We start from the raw sequence: 15,997 nt of genomic DNA on the forward strand, positions 1-15,997 counted from the left end.
GATGTGTACAAAGTGGTTGCACATGCTGCAAGCTCCGGCCATTAGATCAGAAATCCGGCAATGTAGCCGTCTACCTTAGACTAAAGTCTAGGGTGCAGGGGGTCCTCAACGAGTCGGCCAGTAGCGCTGCATTTCCACGAACAGGAAAGAGGCGCTCCAGGTGATCAGAACCAGTCCGGCCAGCGCCTCTATGCCGGTGAGAAAGCGCAGAATACCGAAAGGTTCGATATCGCCGTAGCCAAGAGTCGTGAAGGTGGTGAAGGAAAAGTAGGCGCAGTCCAGGATGCTGCCGCTGAAATTGCCGGTTAAATGGCCCCAGCCCTCGGCGTGGTGCATGAAATAGAAGGCACTGGCAAAGATCCAGACCTGGAGGGTGTGAGCGGCAAGAATGCCGAAGACGGCAGCGATCAGTCGGAAACGGTGGCTCTGGCGCATTCTCGACAGAAGGCTGCTTAAATTCAGGAGCACTTCGTGATGGATCAGCACCACAACGGCAACGATCAGCCCGTTAATGAGCGTTGCGTTGAGAAGATTGACATGGTGTTCTGCTGCCAACAATGATGCTCTCCGTTGCCATGACTGAAAAAACACTGCGTAAAATTGACGCAGGAATTCGGCTTGTCCGATCCGAAAACGAGCCCTGATTGTATAGTAGTCTGAACCCGACAGCCCAATGGGCTTTATTTACCTTAGCTGGCCTGCAAGTAATGTCCAAAAGACTGATTCCCCTGTTGATTCTCGCCGTCGGTATCGCCGGTTTCATGATTCTCAAAATGACCCGCCCGGAGCCTGCAGAGGTCAGTGCCACCGAGCGCAGTTGGCGTGTCCAGGTTCAGGAAATTGAGCCGGGCACGCATACCCCGGTGCTGCCCCTGTATGGCGAAGTACTGGCCCCGGAGCAACTGACGGTGACAGCAACCCTGGCCGGTCGAATCGGTACGCGGCCCGTGACCGAGGGGCGGCGGGTCAAGGAGGGCGAGCTTCTGGTGGCACTGGACGATGCCGATATCCAGCCTGCGCTGGCCCAGGCCGAAGCACAGGTCAAAGACCTTGAAGCCCAGATCCGATCGGAGCAGGTCCGGTACCGGAATGATCAGACGGCGCTGGCCAGCGAACAGGCCATTCTGGAAAACGCCCGGCGGAAGCTGGAGCGTACCCGGTCGTTGGTGAATCGCAACCTGGCTTCCCGCGAGGCACTGGAAGCGGCCACGGACGCCGCGGCCAGAGCAGAGCTGACGGTAAATGCCAGGCAACGGGCAATCGAAGAGCATCCGGCGCGGCTGCAGAGCCTTCAGGCGAAACTCGCCCAGGCAGAGGCAAACCTGCTCAGCACCCGACGGGATGCCGAACGGGCCCGTATGACGGCGCCTTTTGACGGCATGGCGACCGACATCCGCGTGGCCGAAGGTGACCAGGTCAGCCGTAATGAACCTCTGTTGTCGCTCTACCCCGTTGATGGTCTGGAACTCAGGGCCAGGGTGCCGGAGATGTTCCGGGGCGAACTTCTGGATGCCCTGCAGCGGGGAGAAACACTGATTGCCACCAGTGCCGGAGATCAGCACCGGTTTCAGCTTGCCCGGTTTGCCGGAACCAGTGATCCGTCCGGAACCGAAGCCATTCTCGAACTGCAGGGGGATCCCCGTGGGATCCGTCCGGGCGGTTTAATGCCCGTCACGCTTGAACGGGCGGCACGGAGCAATACCGTGTCGATTCCGTTCAGTGCTCTTTATGGCGCCGACAGCGTTTACCTGATGTCTTCAGACGGCCGGATGCAGCGCGCCCGAATAGAACGTATTGGCGAGGCCCGGGGCAGCAATGGTGAGCGCCGTCTGCTGGTATCCGGTGAAGCCCTGGTATCTGGCGCGCAACTGATTACGACGCATCTGCCCAACGCTGTCACCGGCCTCAAGGTGGATGTGGCAGATTCCGGAGTGGCATCTCAATGAGGCGGAAAAAGGGCGTCATCGGCTTTTTCGTTCATCACCGGGTTGCTGCCAACCTGGTCATGCTGGTGATGCTGCTCGGTGGTGTGCTGGCTCTGACCCGCATGAACATCCAGTTCTTCCCCACCTTTGCCCTGGACGTGGTCAGTGTCCGGGTGGTCTGGAGTGGTGCGTCCGCCGAAGACGTGGAGCAGGGCATTACCAACCCTCTGGAGCAGCGCCTGCGCAGCGTCGATGGCCTGAAAAAAATGACCTCCACCTCGGCCCAGGGGGTTTCCTCCATAACCCTCGAATTCGAGGAAGGCACCAATCCGATCCAGGCCCTGGACGACGTACGCCAGCAGGTGGATGAATTCACCAATTTCCCGGCGGAGGCGGAGGAACCCCAGGTAACCCGCATTGAACGCTACGAGCCGGTGGCCCGGTTGCTGGTGTACGGCGATGTAGACCGCAGTGAGCTGCGGCAGATGACCTACCGTTTTGAAGATGAACTGCTCCAGCGTGGCATTGACCGGGTTTCGATCCGCGGCCTGCCGGAGCAGCAGATCAGCATTGATGTGCCGGTTGAGCGGCTGGAAGCACTGGGGCTGTCACTGGAGCAGATTGCCGAGCGCGTGGCCGCCATCTCCCGGGATCTGCCTGCCGGCATGATGGCGCAGCAGGATGCGACCCGGGAACTTCGGGCCGTGGAACAGCGCCGAAGCCCCCAGGAATTCGAGAACATTCCGGTGCTCAGTGGTGAGCGGATCCAGCTCAATCTGGGCGATGTGGCGATTATCCGGCAGGAGGCCCGCGAGAGCCAGGTGACCCTCGAGAAGGACGGCAAGCCGGCCGTTGAACTCCAGCTGCAGCGATCGGAAAACGGCAATTCGCTGGCAGCGGCCCAGGTACTGGAAACCTGGCTGGCCGATACCCGGCCGGTGCTGCCGCCGACGGTAAAGCTGGAGGTGTATGATGAGACCTGGCAGCTTCTGGATGATCGTATCTCCCTACTGGTGAACAACGGGCTGGGTGGCCTGGTTCTGGTGGTATGCCTGCTTTACCTGTTTCTCCCCGGTCGGGTTGCCATGTGGGTGGCTGTGGGTATTCCGACGGCGTTCCTGGCGGCCATGGCGGTTCTCTGGCTGATTGGGGGTTCCATCAACATGATCTCCCTGTTCGCCCTGATCATGGCGTTGGGGGTGATCGTCGACGATGCCATTGTGGTGGGCGAGGATGCCGACGCCCACTCCCGCATGGGCGAGGAATCCATCTACGCCTCGGAAGGGGCTGCCAAACGTATGGTGTGGCCCGTGCTGGCCTCGTCTCTCACGACGGTTGCGGCCTTTATGCCCCTGCTCGTGGTGGGCGGTGTCATTGGCAACATTCTGGGCGATATTCCGCTGGTGATGATCTGCGTTCTGGTCGCGTCCCTGCTTGAGTGTTTCATCGTATTGCCGGCGCACTTGCGTCATGCCTTCGTGCCCAGACGTAAGAAAAAAGCGGGAGAGGCAGAACCCGAGCCAAAAGCACCGGGTCCCGTGGAGCGCTTCCGGCGGGGGTTCGAGCAGCGTTTCGACCGTTTCCGGGAAGGCCGGTTTCGCCGGTTCTCTCGGTATAGCCTGGAACACCGGGGGGCTACCGTGGCGAGCGCGGTGGCCCTGGCAATCGTAACGGTCGGTCTGCTGGCCGGTGGCCGGCTCGGATTCAACTTTTTCCCAACACCGGAGCCTTCGGTCTTCTACGCCAATGCCAGCTTTGTGGCCGGAACGGATCGCGGCACCGTTGAGGAGTTCCTGACCCAGATGCAGCGAACGCTCAATGAGACCGAAGAGGCGCTTGGTGGTGATTTCATTTTGCATGCAGTCACTACCCGGGGCGCAACCCAGGGTGCCGAGGGCAGTTCCCGTAGCGGCGATGAACTGGGTTCGATGATGATCGAACTGGTGCCCTCCGATCGCCGTTCGGTTCGTAATCCGGAATTTATCACGGAGTGGCGCAGCCGTCTGGAGACACCGGCCGGGCTGGACAATCTGACGATTTCCGAACGTCAGGCCGGGCCGCCGGGCCGGGATGTGAATGTGCGTTTGACCGGCGACAACGCGGAGAATCTGAAGCGTGCCGCGGATGAACTGGGGCAGGCGCTCTCGACGCTGCCCGGTGTGCTGGACGTTGAGGATGACATGCCGTGGGGCAGGGAGCAGCTGCTTTACCAGGTCAGCGCCTATGGCGAGGCACTCGGATTGACCACCTCCGATCTCGGGCGCCAGCTCAGGGCTGCCTTCGACGGCCGGATCGCCCAGATCTACCAGGATGGCCGGGATGAAGTCGAAGTTCGCGTGCAACTGCCCAAGGATCAGCGGGAGCGCTTGTCGACGCTCTCCCGAATCACCGTGCGGGTGCCGGACGGTCGCTTTGTTCCCCTGACCCAGGTCATGAACCTGGACCACCGTCAGGGCTTCCAGGCCCTGCGACACGCCGAGGGCCGGTTGGCGGTTGAAGTCACCTCTGGGCTGAACACCCGGGTCAGCACCACCGACCAGATTCTGACCAGCCTTGAAGCAGACGCACTGCCGGATATCGCCAGTCGCTACAATGTGCGTTACAGCTTCGAGGGCCGTGCGGCCGACCAGAGGGAGACCCTGGGAGACATGCAAACCGGACTGGTTATCGGGTTGGCGCTGATGTACGTGGTGCTTGCGTGGGTGTTTGCCTCCTGGAGCCTGCCGCTGATCGTTATGGCCATCATCCCGTTCGCCCTGGTGGGCGCGTTGCTGGGGCACTGGCTGATGGGGCTGCAACTGACCATTCTTTCCCTCTTCGGGTTGTTTGGTCTTTCCGGGATTGTGGTCAATAACGCCATCATCCTCGTAGCTTTCTACAACCAGCAGCGGAAAAAGGGCCTGGGAATCACCGATGCGCTTAACGAGGCCGCGGTACAGCGGGTTCGTGCGGTTATGTTGACTTCCCTGACCACCATCGGCGGGCTATTGCCGCTGATGTTCGAAACGTCCCTGCAGGCCCAGTTCCTGATCCCCATGGCCACCTCAATTGCCTTTGGCCTCGGGCTATCGACTTTGCTGGTCCTGTTGGTCATACCGGCGTTGCTGTCCTGGCTGGAGCAGTTCCGCGAGTGGCGTGCGCGCCGGCACGGAACCTATGCTGATCCTATCGGGGCGGCGGATTGACCACCTGGTTCTGATTGACCCGGGCAAAGCCGTCGCCTCAACTCGTCAGACAAGGAAACTATGGTGGACTCTCTGCTTTCGGCCCGTGGCCTGAACAAGCAATTCCGCAGCGGTAATGAACCGGTGCCCGTGCTCAGGGGGCTCTCCCTGGGTCTGGAGCGGGGCCAGTCACTGGCGCTGACCGGTCGATCCGGATCCGGCAAGAGTACCTTGCTGAACATTTTCTGTGGTCTGGAGAAACCGGATTCAGGGGTGGTTCAGGTGCTCGGCGAGACATTTGATGCCCGGTCAACGGAGGCCGAGAGCAAGTCTGAACGTCGCTGGGGGACGCTTCGCCGACAACAGATCGGGGTAGTCTTTCAGGAAGCCAACCTGATGCCGGCCCTGTCTTTGCTGGACAACGTCCGTTTTCGTGCCCGGCTTGCCGGCCAATCCGAGGATGGATGTCAGGACTGGCTCGAGCGCCTGGGGATCGGCGAGCTTGCCGACCGATACCCGGATCAGGTGTCCGGGGGACAACGCCAGCGCGCGGCACTGGCCATGGTGTTTGCCATGAAGCCGGCCCTGGTTCTTGCTGACGAACCCACAGGCAGCCTGGACCGGCACACGGCAGAGGCCGTGATCGGGCAGCTTTTCGAATTGCAGGCCCGCCATGGCTGCGGACTGATCCTCGCCACCCACGATCCGGAACTGGCCGCCCGCTGCAGCCAGCATCTGGATCTTGGCCACGTGCCGGAAACCTGAGCCCGACATGACCCTGTTGGCCGCCCTGTTCAGTCATTACCGCCGCCATCCGCTTCAGCTGCTGGCATTGGCTGCCATGATTGTGCTCGCCACCATGCTCTGGACGGGCGTGCACCATCTCACCAGCCAGGCCCGGGCCAGTCTTGATCAGAGCGAATCGGCGGTGGCCGAACGCCAGCAGATAGTCCGCCAGGACGGTAAGCCCCTGACTGTGGATGATTTTGTCGAGCTGCGCCGAGCAGGGCTCTGCGTGATGCCCTGGTGGGAAGTGCCTTCGCCGCAAGGCGGTCGTGTGGTGGGTATCGCCCCTTTGGCGGCCGGATGCTTTGAGAGTCCTGACAGCGAAGAGGCGCCCTGGCAGGGTGAACTGGATGGTCGTCCCTTTGTTGATATCAGTGAAGCGGCTGAACTTGCCGGAAAGAACGAAGGTGGGTTGTCGTTGCTGATCTCCGATGCCCACACTGACGGGTCACTTCCTGACGGGTATCGATTGGCGCCGTTTCGGGTTGGCCCGGATACCGGAGAGCTGGGCGACAGTTTTCTGCTGAATCTTGACGCGCTGGGCGTGCTGGTTTTGCTGATTACCGCCTTGCTGGTTCGCAGCGTGTATCTGCTGGGGATGGCGCAACGTCGAGACAGCTTCGCTTTGCTGCACCGGTTTGGTGTCCCCCAAGCCCGACTCAACCGGCTGCTGGTCGTGGAGATTCTCTTGTTGGCCCTGCTGTGTATCGTACCTGGTATATGGCTGGGTCGCTGGCTGGCGACCGGGCTGGGTAGCGGATTCGGGCGCGCCCTCGAGGGGCTGTTCGATCAGCCGTTGTACGCGGGCCAGGGTGGCAACTGGCTGGTTCCGCTTGCAACCATGCTGACGGTGGTTCTGGTGGCTTGCCTGGCCGATTTTCTCCGTCCATGGGCCCGAGCGTTTGCGGGAAGTAGCCGCCGGTCCGGCGGTTTGGTGGTGTTGGTGCTTATCGCTGGCCTGGCCTTGTCAGCCTGGGTTACGGATCTGCTCTGGCTTTTTGTCGCCGTGGCCCTCGTGTTTGTGGCTGCCGGGATCCTTGCACCGAGATTGATTGCCTGGCTTGCGGATTGGCGGTCCGGGCACGACCGGAATCTGCAGGCCCGCTGGCGCCATCGGGAGCTATCAGTGCTGGCGCGGCGTCTGGCACTGCCATTGGTCGCTCTGCAGTTCGCCATGGCCATGGTTCTGGCGGTTCAGGCTCTGGTGACGACCTTTGAAAGTACATTTGATCGATGGCTCGCGCAGAGACTGGAGGCGGATTATTACATTGAAGTTCCTGAGTCAGCGGATGCGACCCTCGCGGTGGACTGGCTCGCTGAGCAACCGGAACTCGCAGCGTCTGGCCTGTGGCACCGGGTGATTCGCGGCCGTGCAACTTTGCCGGGCAACGGGGATGAGGCAGGCACAGAGGTGGACGTCTTTGCCATCGGCCCTGTAGGCCCACTGGTGACCGATTGGCAGTTGCTTGAGTCAGCGTCACGGCCCTGGCAGCGACTGCAGCAGGGCCAGGGAGTGATGGTGAATGAACAGCTGGCGCGCAGGCAGAATGTACAGGTCGGCCAGTCCCTGGAGGTAACCCTCGGAAGCGGTTCGTTCGAGTTTCCCGTGCTGGCCACCTACCCGGACTACGGTCGCCCCGCTGGCGAAATCCTGATTCATCCTTCGGTGCTTCCTGAAGACTTCGCAACCGGTTTCCAGAGCCTGTCGGTATCGCCCGGAAATCTCGACATCGAGGAAGTGACCGGTGGATTAAAGCGGGTATGGCAGGTGGATGAGCTGACGGTCCGGGACAACCGGGCTATTGAAGAACTCGCCACGGCCATCTTTGACCAGACCTTCCTGCTGACCCGGGCCATGACTACCCTGACCCTGATACTGGCGGCCATTGCACTGTTGATGATGGGCTGGGTCTTCTTCTCCACCCGGGCCTGGTATTTCCGGCTTTTGGTCGTCTGGGGACTATCCGTGCGACAAGCATCGGCCCAACTGATCCGGCTGTCAGTGTCGTTGACCGCTGCAATTACCCTGCTGGCCCTGCCGCTTGGCATCTGGCTGACCTTGGTTCTGGTGCATCGCATCAACCCCATCGCGTTCGGCTGGTCCCTGCCCATGGCGGTCTATCCCCGGTTCTGGCTGGAGCTTGGGGTGCTGAGTCTGCTGATTGGCCTCAGCATCGGCCTGCTGATGATGCGCCAGTTGAAATCACCAACGGTTGCCCCTGTGAACGCCAACGCGCTGGCGGGAGGTGAGCGATGAGACGCTGGATACTGATGTTGTCCATCGTGGTTCTGGCCGGTTGTTCGGAGTCACAACAAGAAGCAGGGTTCGCCGGACTGGCGGGTGTCGCAGAAAACGACGCCGAAGTGCCCTTCCTTCAGCCCGGGCCGGGCGACCGCCTGATATTTCCCGATGATTTCGGCCCGCACCCGCAACACCGGATCGAATGGTGGTATCTGACCGCCAATTTGAGGACTGAAGAAGGTGAGCCGTTGGGCCTGCAATGGACCCAGTTCCGCCAAGCCATTACGCCCAGACCGGCAGATGCTGAACCTCCTGAGGCAGCCGACTGGCCCCTGGAAGCGGCCTGGATGGCCCATGCCGCGGTGAGCTTTGATGCCCGGCACTACTTTGCAGAGAAACTGGCCCGGGGCGATGTCGGCCATGCCGGCGCACAGGCGCAGCCACTGGCCGTCTGGCTGGACGACTGGCAGCTTGAGGCAACATCCGAAAGCGAGTCATGGCGGTTGCAGCTGGCGGCGGATGGCTGGTCCTACGACTTGTCCCTCTCGATCAATGGCAAGCCTGTTGCGCACGGTGATAACGGCTTCAGTGCCAAATCCGCCGATGGTGAGGGTTCGATGTATTTCAGTCTGGTGGACCTGCACATCGAGGGTACTGTCACGCTGGGTAATGAGACACTTGAGGTTGCGGGCAAGGGCTGGTTCGACCGGGAGTGGAGTAGTCAGTTTCTCAAATCGGGCCAGCAGGGCTGGGACTGGTTTGCGCTGCACCTGGAGTCGGGTGACAAATTGATGGCTTTCCAGCTCCGCGAGGAGGACGGCGGTTTTCGTTCCGGAACCTGGATTCCGGAGGATGGCGAGCCCGTAGCGCTTCAGCCCAGTCAGCTTCGCATTCGCCCGGAGGAACCAGACGCCCGGGGCTTTCCCCGCCTTTGGCGTCTGGAGGTTCCGGATTATGGGGTGAGCCTTGAAATTTCGGCTCCCCCTGGAAACTACCTGAATGACGGGCTTTACCCTTATTGGGAAAGCCCTGTCACCGTCGCCGGCAGCCACTCTGGCGAGGGCTACATGGAATTGACCGGCTACGGCGACTGAACACTCAGTGCTTATTCGACCGCGGTTGCCCCGATCCGGTGGATGCTCAGGTCCGCCCCGTTGAACTCTTCTTCTTCGGTCAGACGCAGTCCGGAAATGGCGTTGATAACCCCATAGACAATCAGACCGCCCACAAAGGCCACCACCACGCCGGCCACCGAGCCGATGATCTGGGACATCAGGCTGACGCCGCCGAGACCACCGAGTGCCTCCTGGCCAAAGATGCCGCAGGCAATCGCGCCCCAGACACCACAGACACCGTGCAGGGGCCAGACACCGAGCACATCGTCCAGGCGCTCGATCTTGGCCTGGGCCCACTCGAACAAATACACGAAGATGGCGCCGGCGACGCCGCCCGTTACCAGGGCACCCACCGGGTGCATCAGATCAGAGCCGGCACATACCGCCACCAGCCCTGCTAGCGGACCGTTGTGGATAAAGCCCGGGTCCTTGCGGCCCAGCAGCATGGACACCAGGATGCCGCCGACCATGGCCATCAGGCTGTTTACGGCCACCAGGCCGCTGATGCCGTCCAGGGTCTGGGCGGACATGACGTTGAAGCCGAACCAGCCGACGGTCAGGATCCAGGCGCCCAGGGCCAGGAAGGGAATGTTGGAGGGGGCAAAAGCCACCACCTTGCCGTTACGGTAGCGCCCATTTCGTGCACCGAGGACCAGAACGGCCGCCAGGGCTATCCAGCCGCCCACTGCATGCACTACAACGGAGCCGGCGAAGTCGTGAAAGGACGCACCAAACTGGTTCTCCAGCCAGCCCTGGAAGCCATAGTTGCCGTTCCAGATCAGCCCCTCAAAGAAGGGATAGATAAAGGCAACAATCAGGCCAGAGGCAATCAGCATCGGATAGAACTTTGCCCGTTCAGCGATACCACCGGAGACAATCGCGGGAATGGCTGCGGCGAAGGTCATCAGGAAGAAAAACTTCACCAGATCATAGCCGTTGGCGGCGGTGAGCTCGGCGGCACCGCTCATGAAATGGCTGCCGTAGGCAATGTAGTAGCCGATGAAGAAATAGGCCACGGCAGAGATGCCAAAGTCGGTCATGATCTTCACCAGGGCGTTGACCTGGTTCTTGTGGCGAACGGTGCCTACTTCCAGAAAAGCAAAGCCGGCATGCATGGCCAGCACCATAATGGCGCCGATGAGGATGAACAGCGTGTTGGCGCTTTCAGTCAGGGTGTGTACTGCACTCGTGATGTCCACGGGTTTTCGCTCCTGATGTTGTGTGTCCGGCCTCTAGCGGGCCGCTTTACGTTGAAATGTGCATTGATGAGGTGCAGCTAAAGCAAGAGCTGTTCCAAAATAATGCATTTCAAGCGCGGAAGGGCAGTTGGGTGGTTCTGGACAGATGTGGGAGACGTGTTTTAGAGCCAAAGTGCACTAGCATTGTGCGTTTTGGTGTCGGGCGCACCAAAATAGAGTGCGCTTACCAGCTGATTTCGTTTGATGTCGAGCTGTCGGATTCGATCCCGAGTGCCGACTGGTCATCGTCCGATTCGGACTGGATCAGTTCCCGGAGGCGAACCTCCTGTTCCTGCATCGGGCCGGAGAGATCAATGATGATTTCCACGCGCCGGTTCTTGGCCCGGTTTTCTGCTGAGCTATTCGGAACTCTGGGTTCGGTATCCGCCAGTCCGGTGACGGAAAGTCGCGTGGGTTCAACCTGGTCCCGGGCGACCAGCACGTTGGCCACCGCGGCGGCCCGGGCAGCCGACAGATCCCAGTTGCTGTAGAAGCGGTCGGTACGGATAGGCACGTTGTCGGTGTGGCCCTCAATGGTCAGGTCGCCGGGGATGCCCTCAATAACCTCGGCCATGTCCAGCAACAGGCCCTCAAATTCCCAGGTCAGCTGAGCCGAACCTGAGGGAAACGAACCTTTTTCTTCCACCCGGATCACGATCCGCCGCTGATCCTCGCTTACATTGATGCGCCCATCGGCGATCGCCGGCTCCAGCACCTTGAGGATTTCGTCCATGGTTTCCTGCAGCTGCTCTTCCATGGCAGCCTCCACGGCCATGTCGGTGGGGCTTTTCAGGGTCTGCAGCTCGGGGGCTTCCTCTGTGGTGGTCTGTTTGACCTCGTTGACCACGGTAGGCTCGGGCGGTGCGGGAGAAAACTTGTCGAAAATGGGGCTGGTACCCTTGGGTATTTCCAGGGCCGGCACGTCCCGCTGAACGCCGAAGGCTTTGGAGAGTTCACCGGCGATCTGCTTGAACTTCTGGGCATCAATCTCCGAGAAGGACAGCAGCAACACGAAGAAGCACATCAGCAGGGACATGAGATCGGCGAAGGTAACTACCCACGCCGGAATCCCCGGTTTTTCCTCTTCAGGCAATTCATCCATGGTCAGGCGCCTTCAGCTGCAGCCGCTTTCTCGCGTTCCTTGGGGGGCAGGTAGCTCGACAGCATCTGCTCGATGATCCGGGGATTGGTGCCTTCCTGAATGGCCACCAGGGCATCAATGTACAGCGACTGCATGCGCGCTTCCTCGGTCATCCGCAGGGAGAGCTTGTCGGCAATCGGAGTCGCGATCATGGTGGCAATCATGGCGCCATACAGTGTGGTCAACAGTGCGACCGCCATGGCCGGGCCGATGGACTTCGGGTCTTCCATGTTCGACAGCATCTGAACCAGACCAATCAGCGTGCCGATCATGCCCATGGCCGGCGCCACATCGGCCATGGCCGTGAATACCTTGGCGCCAGAACGGTTGTGGTCGAGGGTCATCAGGCGCTCCTTGTTCAAGAGCTCCTTGATGGTCTTGCCGTCCTGACCGTCCACCAGCATCTGTATACCCTGGGCCAGGAACGGGCTGCTGATCTCTCTATCCTCCAGCCCAAGAACGCCCTCTTTGCGGGCCACGTTGGCGATATCCACCAACTCTTCAATGCTGGCCTGGGTTTCCGGCAGCTTGAACTTGAAGGCCCGGGCGGCCGCTTTGAAGGCGCCAAGAAACTGGGCGACGCTGAACTTGGCCAACACCACGAACATGGTGCCACCCACGACAATCAGCAACGAGGCAGGGTTGATAAATACAGAAGGTGAAACACCAAGAATAACGGCGGATGCAATCAGCAGAATAGCGCCGGCAAGACCGATGAGAGTGGCTAAATCCACGACAACTCCAGATTTGATTCAGGTGTTCCTACAGCAGGGGCGGGAGAATACCGTCAGTTCAGAAATTAATCAATTCGCACTGACCCGGTTTTCAGATTCTTCCTGATGTTCCTTCCACGCAGCGTAGCGGAGCAGATCGGATTCTACCAGTTTCAGACACAGGGCCACGACGCCGGCATCGTCGATAAATCCGAAGCCGAACAAAAGGTCGGGAATGACATCCAGCGGGTTCAGCACGTACAGGAGTGCCCCTGCCACTGCCGCGATTGTCTTCCAGGGTACGCTCCGGTAATTGCCGTACCAGTAGTCGCGGATCATGGAAAACATCAGCTTGATGTCGCCGCTGAAGCGTGCCAGCTTGCCGCTACCCTTCACCTTTTCTTCAATCGCGCGCTGTCTTTCAAGCAGAGTCTCAAGGTCGGACCGGTGTACCTTGCTGGCCTCGGCATCGAGTTGCTCCCGGGCATCTTTCTGGTTGAACACTGCCATTGCGTTGGTTCCTTGCTTGTTACCTGAGTGTTCATGATCGCGCAGCCATGCCGGCAATGCCAATGGTGCGACGCTTACCGATGCTTGTACTGGGTCGGGCAATAGCCCCGACTCACCCCTTCGGGCCGCAACTGGCGGTGTTTGGTGCTGCGTCCGGTTACCCGCTTGCGCCAGAGCCGGAAGCTTGAAGTCTTCAGCTCACGTCGCATCAGGCGGATGACGTCTTTCTCCTGAAGGCCATAGAGGGCTTCGATGGCCTCGAAGGGTGTGCGATCTTCCCAGGCCATCTCGATAATGCGGGAGAGGTCTGCAGAGTCGAATTGCGCGGACATGGGGTGCTCTCGGTTTTGTTCAGGTTTCCGGAGATTACGTCCGCATCGGCCGCTCGTCTCACCCGCATCGGTTTATTGATAATGCTTGTGCAGCCGGGCCGGGATCTGGGCGAGCTGTTTGTCCACCAGTGAGCGCACGGCTCTGGAAATGGGCCGGGTATCCAGGCCCGGCTCGACCACGTTCAGCAGATAGGCAACCGCCTCTGCTGTGGCCAGGTGTTGCTTGCCCGGGGCCTTTCGGATGGCGTAGGCAGACGCCGGAGGTTCCGCCAAATGGAAGCGGGGCAGCGCCGCCAGGGCAGGATTCTGATGCAGGATCTTTGCGGCCTTACGCCAGGTTCCGTCCAGAATGATCCAGTGATGGATGTCATGGAGGTTTGCGCATTCGAGCGTGTCGCTGCCGGGACCGGGGAACAGCAGCGCGGAATGTCCGGCTTCTGTGTGTGGATTGAAGCCGGCCTGGTCAAAATCGTCTGGCGTCTCGCCCTGGAAAACGTCGACTCTGGCGAGGCATTGGGCCAGTATGCGCACGGTACCCTTGGGGTGACCCACCTCGGTTGGGTGTTGAAGGACCGAAACCCGGGTACTGTTCGGCACCGGGGCACAGGCTTCACAGACACAGATATTCAGGTGCATGCCGCAATCGGCACAGATCGGCCTGGGCAACGCCTGTTACCCCACAAAAATACGTTTTGCCAACCCGGCGCCGCGCCAGCCCTGGATGGCCAGGGTGCTGACCAGCCCACCAATCATCGCGCCCACCACGCCGCAGGTAAGGATGTCCTGGCCGGTGAGATAGAGCCCGGGAATGTCGGTTTTTCGGTTTCAGCCAGTCCTGTTCGAAGCGCTCAGGGTTGTGGTCCAGACCGTAGAGCTCGCCCCGACCATAGCGGCAGAACCAGGCGGTAGACAGCGGCGTGGAGGTCTCCACGTAATCCACTTTGCCCCGAAGCTGCGGGAGTTTCTCGTACATCACTTCCAGCAATTGGTCGGTAATTTTCTGCTTAAGGACCTCATAGTCTTCCCCGCGCTTGCCCCAGGTAGTGTCCTGCCAGGGCTCGAACATCTCCCAGGTGGTTGGTGCGACAATCTCTATGGTGGAGGTGCCAGGCCAGCGGTTCTGGTAGTCCGGGTCCTTGGCTGCCGGGAAGGAAATATACACCACCGGAAACTCGGTGTTTTCCGGATCATCCAGGAACTGTTGCACGTTGCTGTCGTGATCGGCGCTCGGGTAGATCCAGAAATTGGTGCGCGGCAGCCCGAGCGCTTCCGGAGTTCCTTTCAGGCCGATGTAGAGCCCGATATGGGGCATGGAGGGAATAATGTGCCGGCGTTTGCGCTTGTAGCCGATTTTTTCTGCGGCCTCAGCCGGCAGCAATTTTTTCAAAGGTGTTGATCACCCCGGCGTTGCTGATGACCATTGGTGCCCGGATTTCCTCACCGTCGGCCATGCGCACGCCGGTTGCCTTGCCCTTCTCGACCAGGATGTCAGTCACATCGGCGTAGGTGAATACCTCACCACCGGGCTGCTGGATGACGGGGATGATGGTTTTTGCGATCTCCGACGCGCCGCCAACCGGATAGAAGCCACCGTAAAGGTAGTGCTTGGCGATCAGCGCATGAACCATAAAGCTGGATTGCTTCGGTGTGACGCCGCAATCGCCCCACTGGCCGGTGATCGCACCGATCAGTTCCTGGTTGTCGGTCAGTTCGCTCAAAACGTCCCAGGTGGTCTTGTTGAAGTAATCCGGTAAGGCCATATCCAGGCCTTTATGAACGAGCGGGCTCAGAAGTCCGGGCGTGAGCTTGGAAAGCGTATACCACTGCATGCCGTCGGCTACCTTCCCCAGCAGTTTTACATACTGGTCGATGGCTCCCTGTTCATCCGGGAAGGCATCCAGCAAGGAGAGCCGAAGGCCCTCCTTGCCGGCACGCAGATTGACGACCTTGTCTCCCAGAAAGAAACGGTCGTAATTCTCATCCATGGGTGCCCATTCCAGTTTGCCGTCGGTAATGTAATCGAACAGTCGCCGGCCCAGGGTATTGGGTGAGCCCATATCGCCAATATAGTGAACGCCCACGTCCCACTCGTAACCGTTGCGGGCGTAGCTGTGGGTGTAGCCGCCGGCGGTGTAATGCTGTTCGAGTACCAGCACCTTCTTGCCGACCTTGGCCAGGCAAGCGGCCGTTGTCAGGCCGCCAATGCCGGAGCCGATTACAATGGCGTCGTAAGGGCCTTTCAGTCGGTTGGCCCGGTAACGGGTACCGATCCGGATCGTACTGGGTTTGAGTTTTCGGGAAGACGGACTGCTCACTTCTGCGCTTTCTACCACCATGCTTTGCCCCACATTTCCGGATTGGCCCAGTTCTCTGGATTGTTCCAGGCCCGCTTGTGGTTGTAAGTATCCAGATTGTAGGTGTACAGCGTCAGTGCACCGTTATCATTTTCCAGTTCGGCATGGCGACGGAAGCCAAGGCCGATGAAGTCCGTAAACGCCCAGTCGGGAGCCTCTCCCACAAGAACCGCAATCTGATGGGTGCCATAGTTCCTGAGTTGTCCCAGCAGAAGGGCGCCTTCGTCGTGGGGCAGATGTTCGAGGGTTTCGGTAACCAGGGCCAAGTCTGCCACCCGGTCCAGGAGCAGGTGGGCATTGGGGTCGATGGTGTCCAGTGTGTGAACGTCAACGCCCTTCTGATATTTCTGCCAGATCCGTGAGACTTCGGTCGCGAGGTTGCCGCAACTGAGCAAGGTAGAGGGAGAGCTGGTATCGATGATGCGAGCCAGGGTCTCACGTGCCGTATTGCCGTTGTCCTTCCTATCCGTCATGGCT

The 15,997-nt window shown here is 60.1% G+C and carries 13 protein-coding genes and 1 pseudogene; 5 read left to right on the plus strand and 9 right to left on the minus strand.

Going from position 1 to position 15,997, the window contains the following annotated elements:
• Nucleotides 1-105 precede the first annotated feature (105 nt).
• Nucleotides 106-555 (minus strand): potassium channel family protein, encoded by a 450-nt coding sequence (locus SIC15_RS01470; protein WP_136630730.1) that lies wholly within the window; start codon nucleotides 553-555, stop codon nucleotides 106-108.
• A gap of 152 nt (nucleotides 556-707) precedes the next feature.
• On the opposite strand from SIC15_RS01470, the gene SIC15_RS01475 reads away from it, so the two are divergent.
• From SIC15_RS01475 to SIC15_RS01495, 5 genes are read left to right on the plus strand one after another with little or no spacing between them, the layout of a single operon-like run.
• Nucleotides 708-1,946 carry an efflux RND transporter periplasmic adaptor subunit gene (locus SIC15_RS01475; RefSeq protein ID WP_412536942.1) on the plus strand — a complete coding sequence of 413 codons (1,239 nt, stop codon included), beginning with the start codon at nucleotides 708-710 and terminating at the stop codon, nucleotides 1,944-1,946.
• Nucleotides 1,943-5,110 carry an efflux RND transporter permease subunit gene (locus SIC15_RS01480; RefSeq protein ID WP_136630681.1) on the plus strand — a complete coding sequence of 1,056 codons (3,168 nt, stop codon included), beginning with the start codon at nucleotides 1,943-1,945 and terminating at the stop codon, nucleotides 5,108-5,110. Before SIC15_RS01475 ends, SIC15_RS01480 begins: the two co-directional genes overlap by 4 nt.
• Before the next feature lie 60 nt (nucleotides 5,111-5,170).
• Nucleotides 5,171-5,854, plus strand: coding sequence for an ABC transporter ATP-binding protein (locus tag SIC15_RS01485; RefSeq protein ID WP_136630682.1), 684 nt, complete (start codon nucleotides 5,171-5,173; stop codon nucleotides 5,852-5,854).
• A 7-nt stretch (nucleotides 5,855-5,861) separates the two neighbouring features.
• Nucleotides 5,862-8,132, plus strand: coding sequence for an ABC transporter permease (locus SIC15_RS01490; protein ID WP_136630683.1), 2,271 nt, complete (start codon nucleotides 5,862-5,864; stop codon nucleotides 8,130-8,132).
• Complete coding sequence (locus SIC15_RS01495; protein ID WP_136630684.1) at nucleotides 8,129-9,211, plus strand: lipocalin-like domain-containing protein; 1,083 nt, start codon at nucleotides 8,129-8,131, stop codon at nucleotides 9,209-9,211. Before SIC15_RS01490 ends, SIC15_RS01495 begins: the two co-directional genes overlap by 4 nt.
• 11 nt (nucleotides 9,212-9,222) lie before the next feature.
• Here the strand turns inward: SIC15_RS01495 and SIC15_RS01500 are convergent, their stop codons facing one another.
• The 8 genes and pseudogenes from SIC15_RS01500 to SIC15_RS01535 all read right to left on the minus strand — a co-directional run bounded on the left by SIC15_RS01500 (nucleotide 9,223) and on the right by SIC15_RS01535 (nucleotide 15,993).
• Nucleotides 9,223-10,431: an ammonium transporter gene (locus SIC15_RS01500; protein WP_069182647.1), complete on the minus strand. Its 1,209-nt coding sequence runs from the start codon at nucleotides 10,429-10,431 to the stop codon at nucleotides 9,223-9,225.
• A 223-nt stretch (nucleotides 10,432-10,654) separates the two neighbouring features.
• Nucleotides 10,655-11,572 (minus strand): flagellar motor protein MotB, encoded by a 918-nt coding sequence (locus tag SIC15_RS01505; RefSeq protein ID WP_069182648.1) that lies wholly within the window; start codon nucleotides 11,570-11,572, stop codon nucleotides 10,655-10,657.
• Between the two features lie 2 nt (nucleotides 11,573-11,574).
• Nucleotides 11,575-12,345, minus strand: coding sequence for a flagellar motor protein PomA (gene pomA / locus SIC15_RS01510; protein WP_069182649.1), 771 nt, complete (start codon nucleotides 12,343-12,345; stop codon nucleotides 11,575-11,577).
• A gap of 69 nt (nucleotides 12,346-12,414) precedes the next feature.
• Nucleotides 12,415-12,834: a YkvA family protein gene (locus SIC15_RS01515; protein WP_069182650.1), complete on the minus strand. Its 420-nt coding sequence runs from the start codon at nucleotides 12,832-12,834 to the stop codon at nucleotides 12,415-12,417.
• A gap of 74 nt (nucleotides 12,835-12,908) precedes the next feature.
• A complete protein-coding gene (locus SIC15_RS01520) occupies nucleotides 12,909-13,166 on the minus strand; it encodes a TIGR03643 family protein (RefSeq protein ID WP_136630685.1) in 258 nt (85 codons plus the stop codon).
• Between the two features lie 72 nt (nucleotides 13,167-13,238).
• Nucleotides 13,239-13,802, minus strand: a complete 564-nt coding sequence (locus tag SIC15_RS01525; protein ID WP_083231745.1) for a tRNA-uridine aminocarboxypropyltransferase — start codon at nucleotides 13,800-13,802, stop codon at nucleotides 13,239-13,241.
• Nucleotides 13,803-13,838: 36 nt separating this feature from the next.
• Nucleotides 13,839-15,502: pseudogene (locus SIC15_RS01530) on the minus strand (phytoene desaturase family protein).
• The gene (locus SIC15_RS01535) at nucleotides 15,493-15,993 is read right to left on the minus strand and encodes a DUF6231 family protein (RefSeq protein WP_069182653.1); all 501 of its coding nucleotides are present in this window, start codon (nucleotides 15,991-15,993) and stop codon (nucleotides 15,493-15,495) included. The pseudogene SIC15_RS01530 and the gene SIC15_RS01535 overlap by 10 nt, the downstream one beginning before the upstream one ends.
• Nucleotides 15,994-15,997 lie beyond the last annotated feature (4 nt).

This window comes from Marinobacter sp. MIT932201 (assembly GCF_047123295.1).
Classification (GTDB): Bacteria; Pseudomonadota; Gammaproteobacteria; order Pseudomonadales; family Oleiphilaceae; genus Marinobacter; species Marinobacter salsuginis.

Excerpts from the sequence above, each read along its gene's own strand:
- SIC15_RS01475 (WP_412536942.1), top strand. The coding sequence starts at position 708 with ATGTCCAAAAGACTGATTCCCCTGTTGATTCTCGCCGTCGGTATCGCC.
- SIC15_RS01480 (WP_136630681.1), top strand. The coding sequence starts at position 1,943 with ATGAGGCGGAAAAAGGGCGTCATCGGCTTTTTCGTTCATCACCGGGTT.
- SIC15_RS01485 (WP_136630682.1), top strand. The coding sequence starts at position 5,171 with ATGGTGGACTCTCTGCTTTCGGCCCGTGGCCTGAACAAGCAATTCCGC.
- SIC15_RS01490 (WP_136630683.1), top strand. The coding sequence starts at position 5,862 with ATGACCCTGTTGGCCGCCCTGTTCAGTCATTACCGCCGCCATCCGCTT.
- SIC15_RS01495 (WP_136630684.1), top strand. The coding sequence starts at position 8,129 with ATGAGACGCTGGATACTGATGTTGTCCATCGTGGTTCTGGCCGGTTGT.
- SIC15_RS01505 (WP_069182648.1), bottom strand. The coding sequence starts at position 11,572 with ATGGATGAATTGCCTGAAGAGGAAAAACCGGGGATTCCGGCGTGGGTA.
- SIC15_RS01515 (WP_069182650.1), bottom strand. The coding sequence starts at position 12,834 with ATGGCAGTGTTCAACCAGAAAGATGCCCGGGAGCAACTCGATGCCGAG.
- SIC15_RS01520 (WP_136630685.1), bottom strand. The coding sequence starts at position 13,166 with ATGTCCGCGCAATTCGACTCTGCAGACCTCTCCCGCATTATCGAGATG.
- SIC15_RS01525 (WP_083231745.1), bottom strand. The coding sequence starts at position 13,802 with ATGCACCTGAATATCTGTGTCTGTGAAGCCTGTGCCCCGGTGCCGAAC.
- SIC15_RS01535 (WP_069182653.1), bottom strand. The coding sequence starts at position 15,993 with ATGACGGATAGGAAGGACAACGGCAATACGGCACGTGAGACCCTGGCT.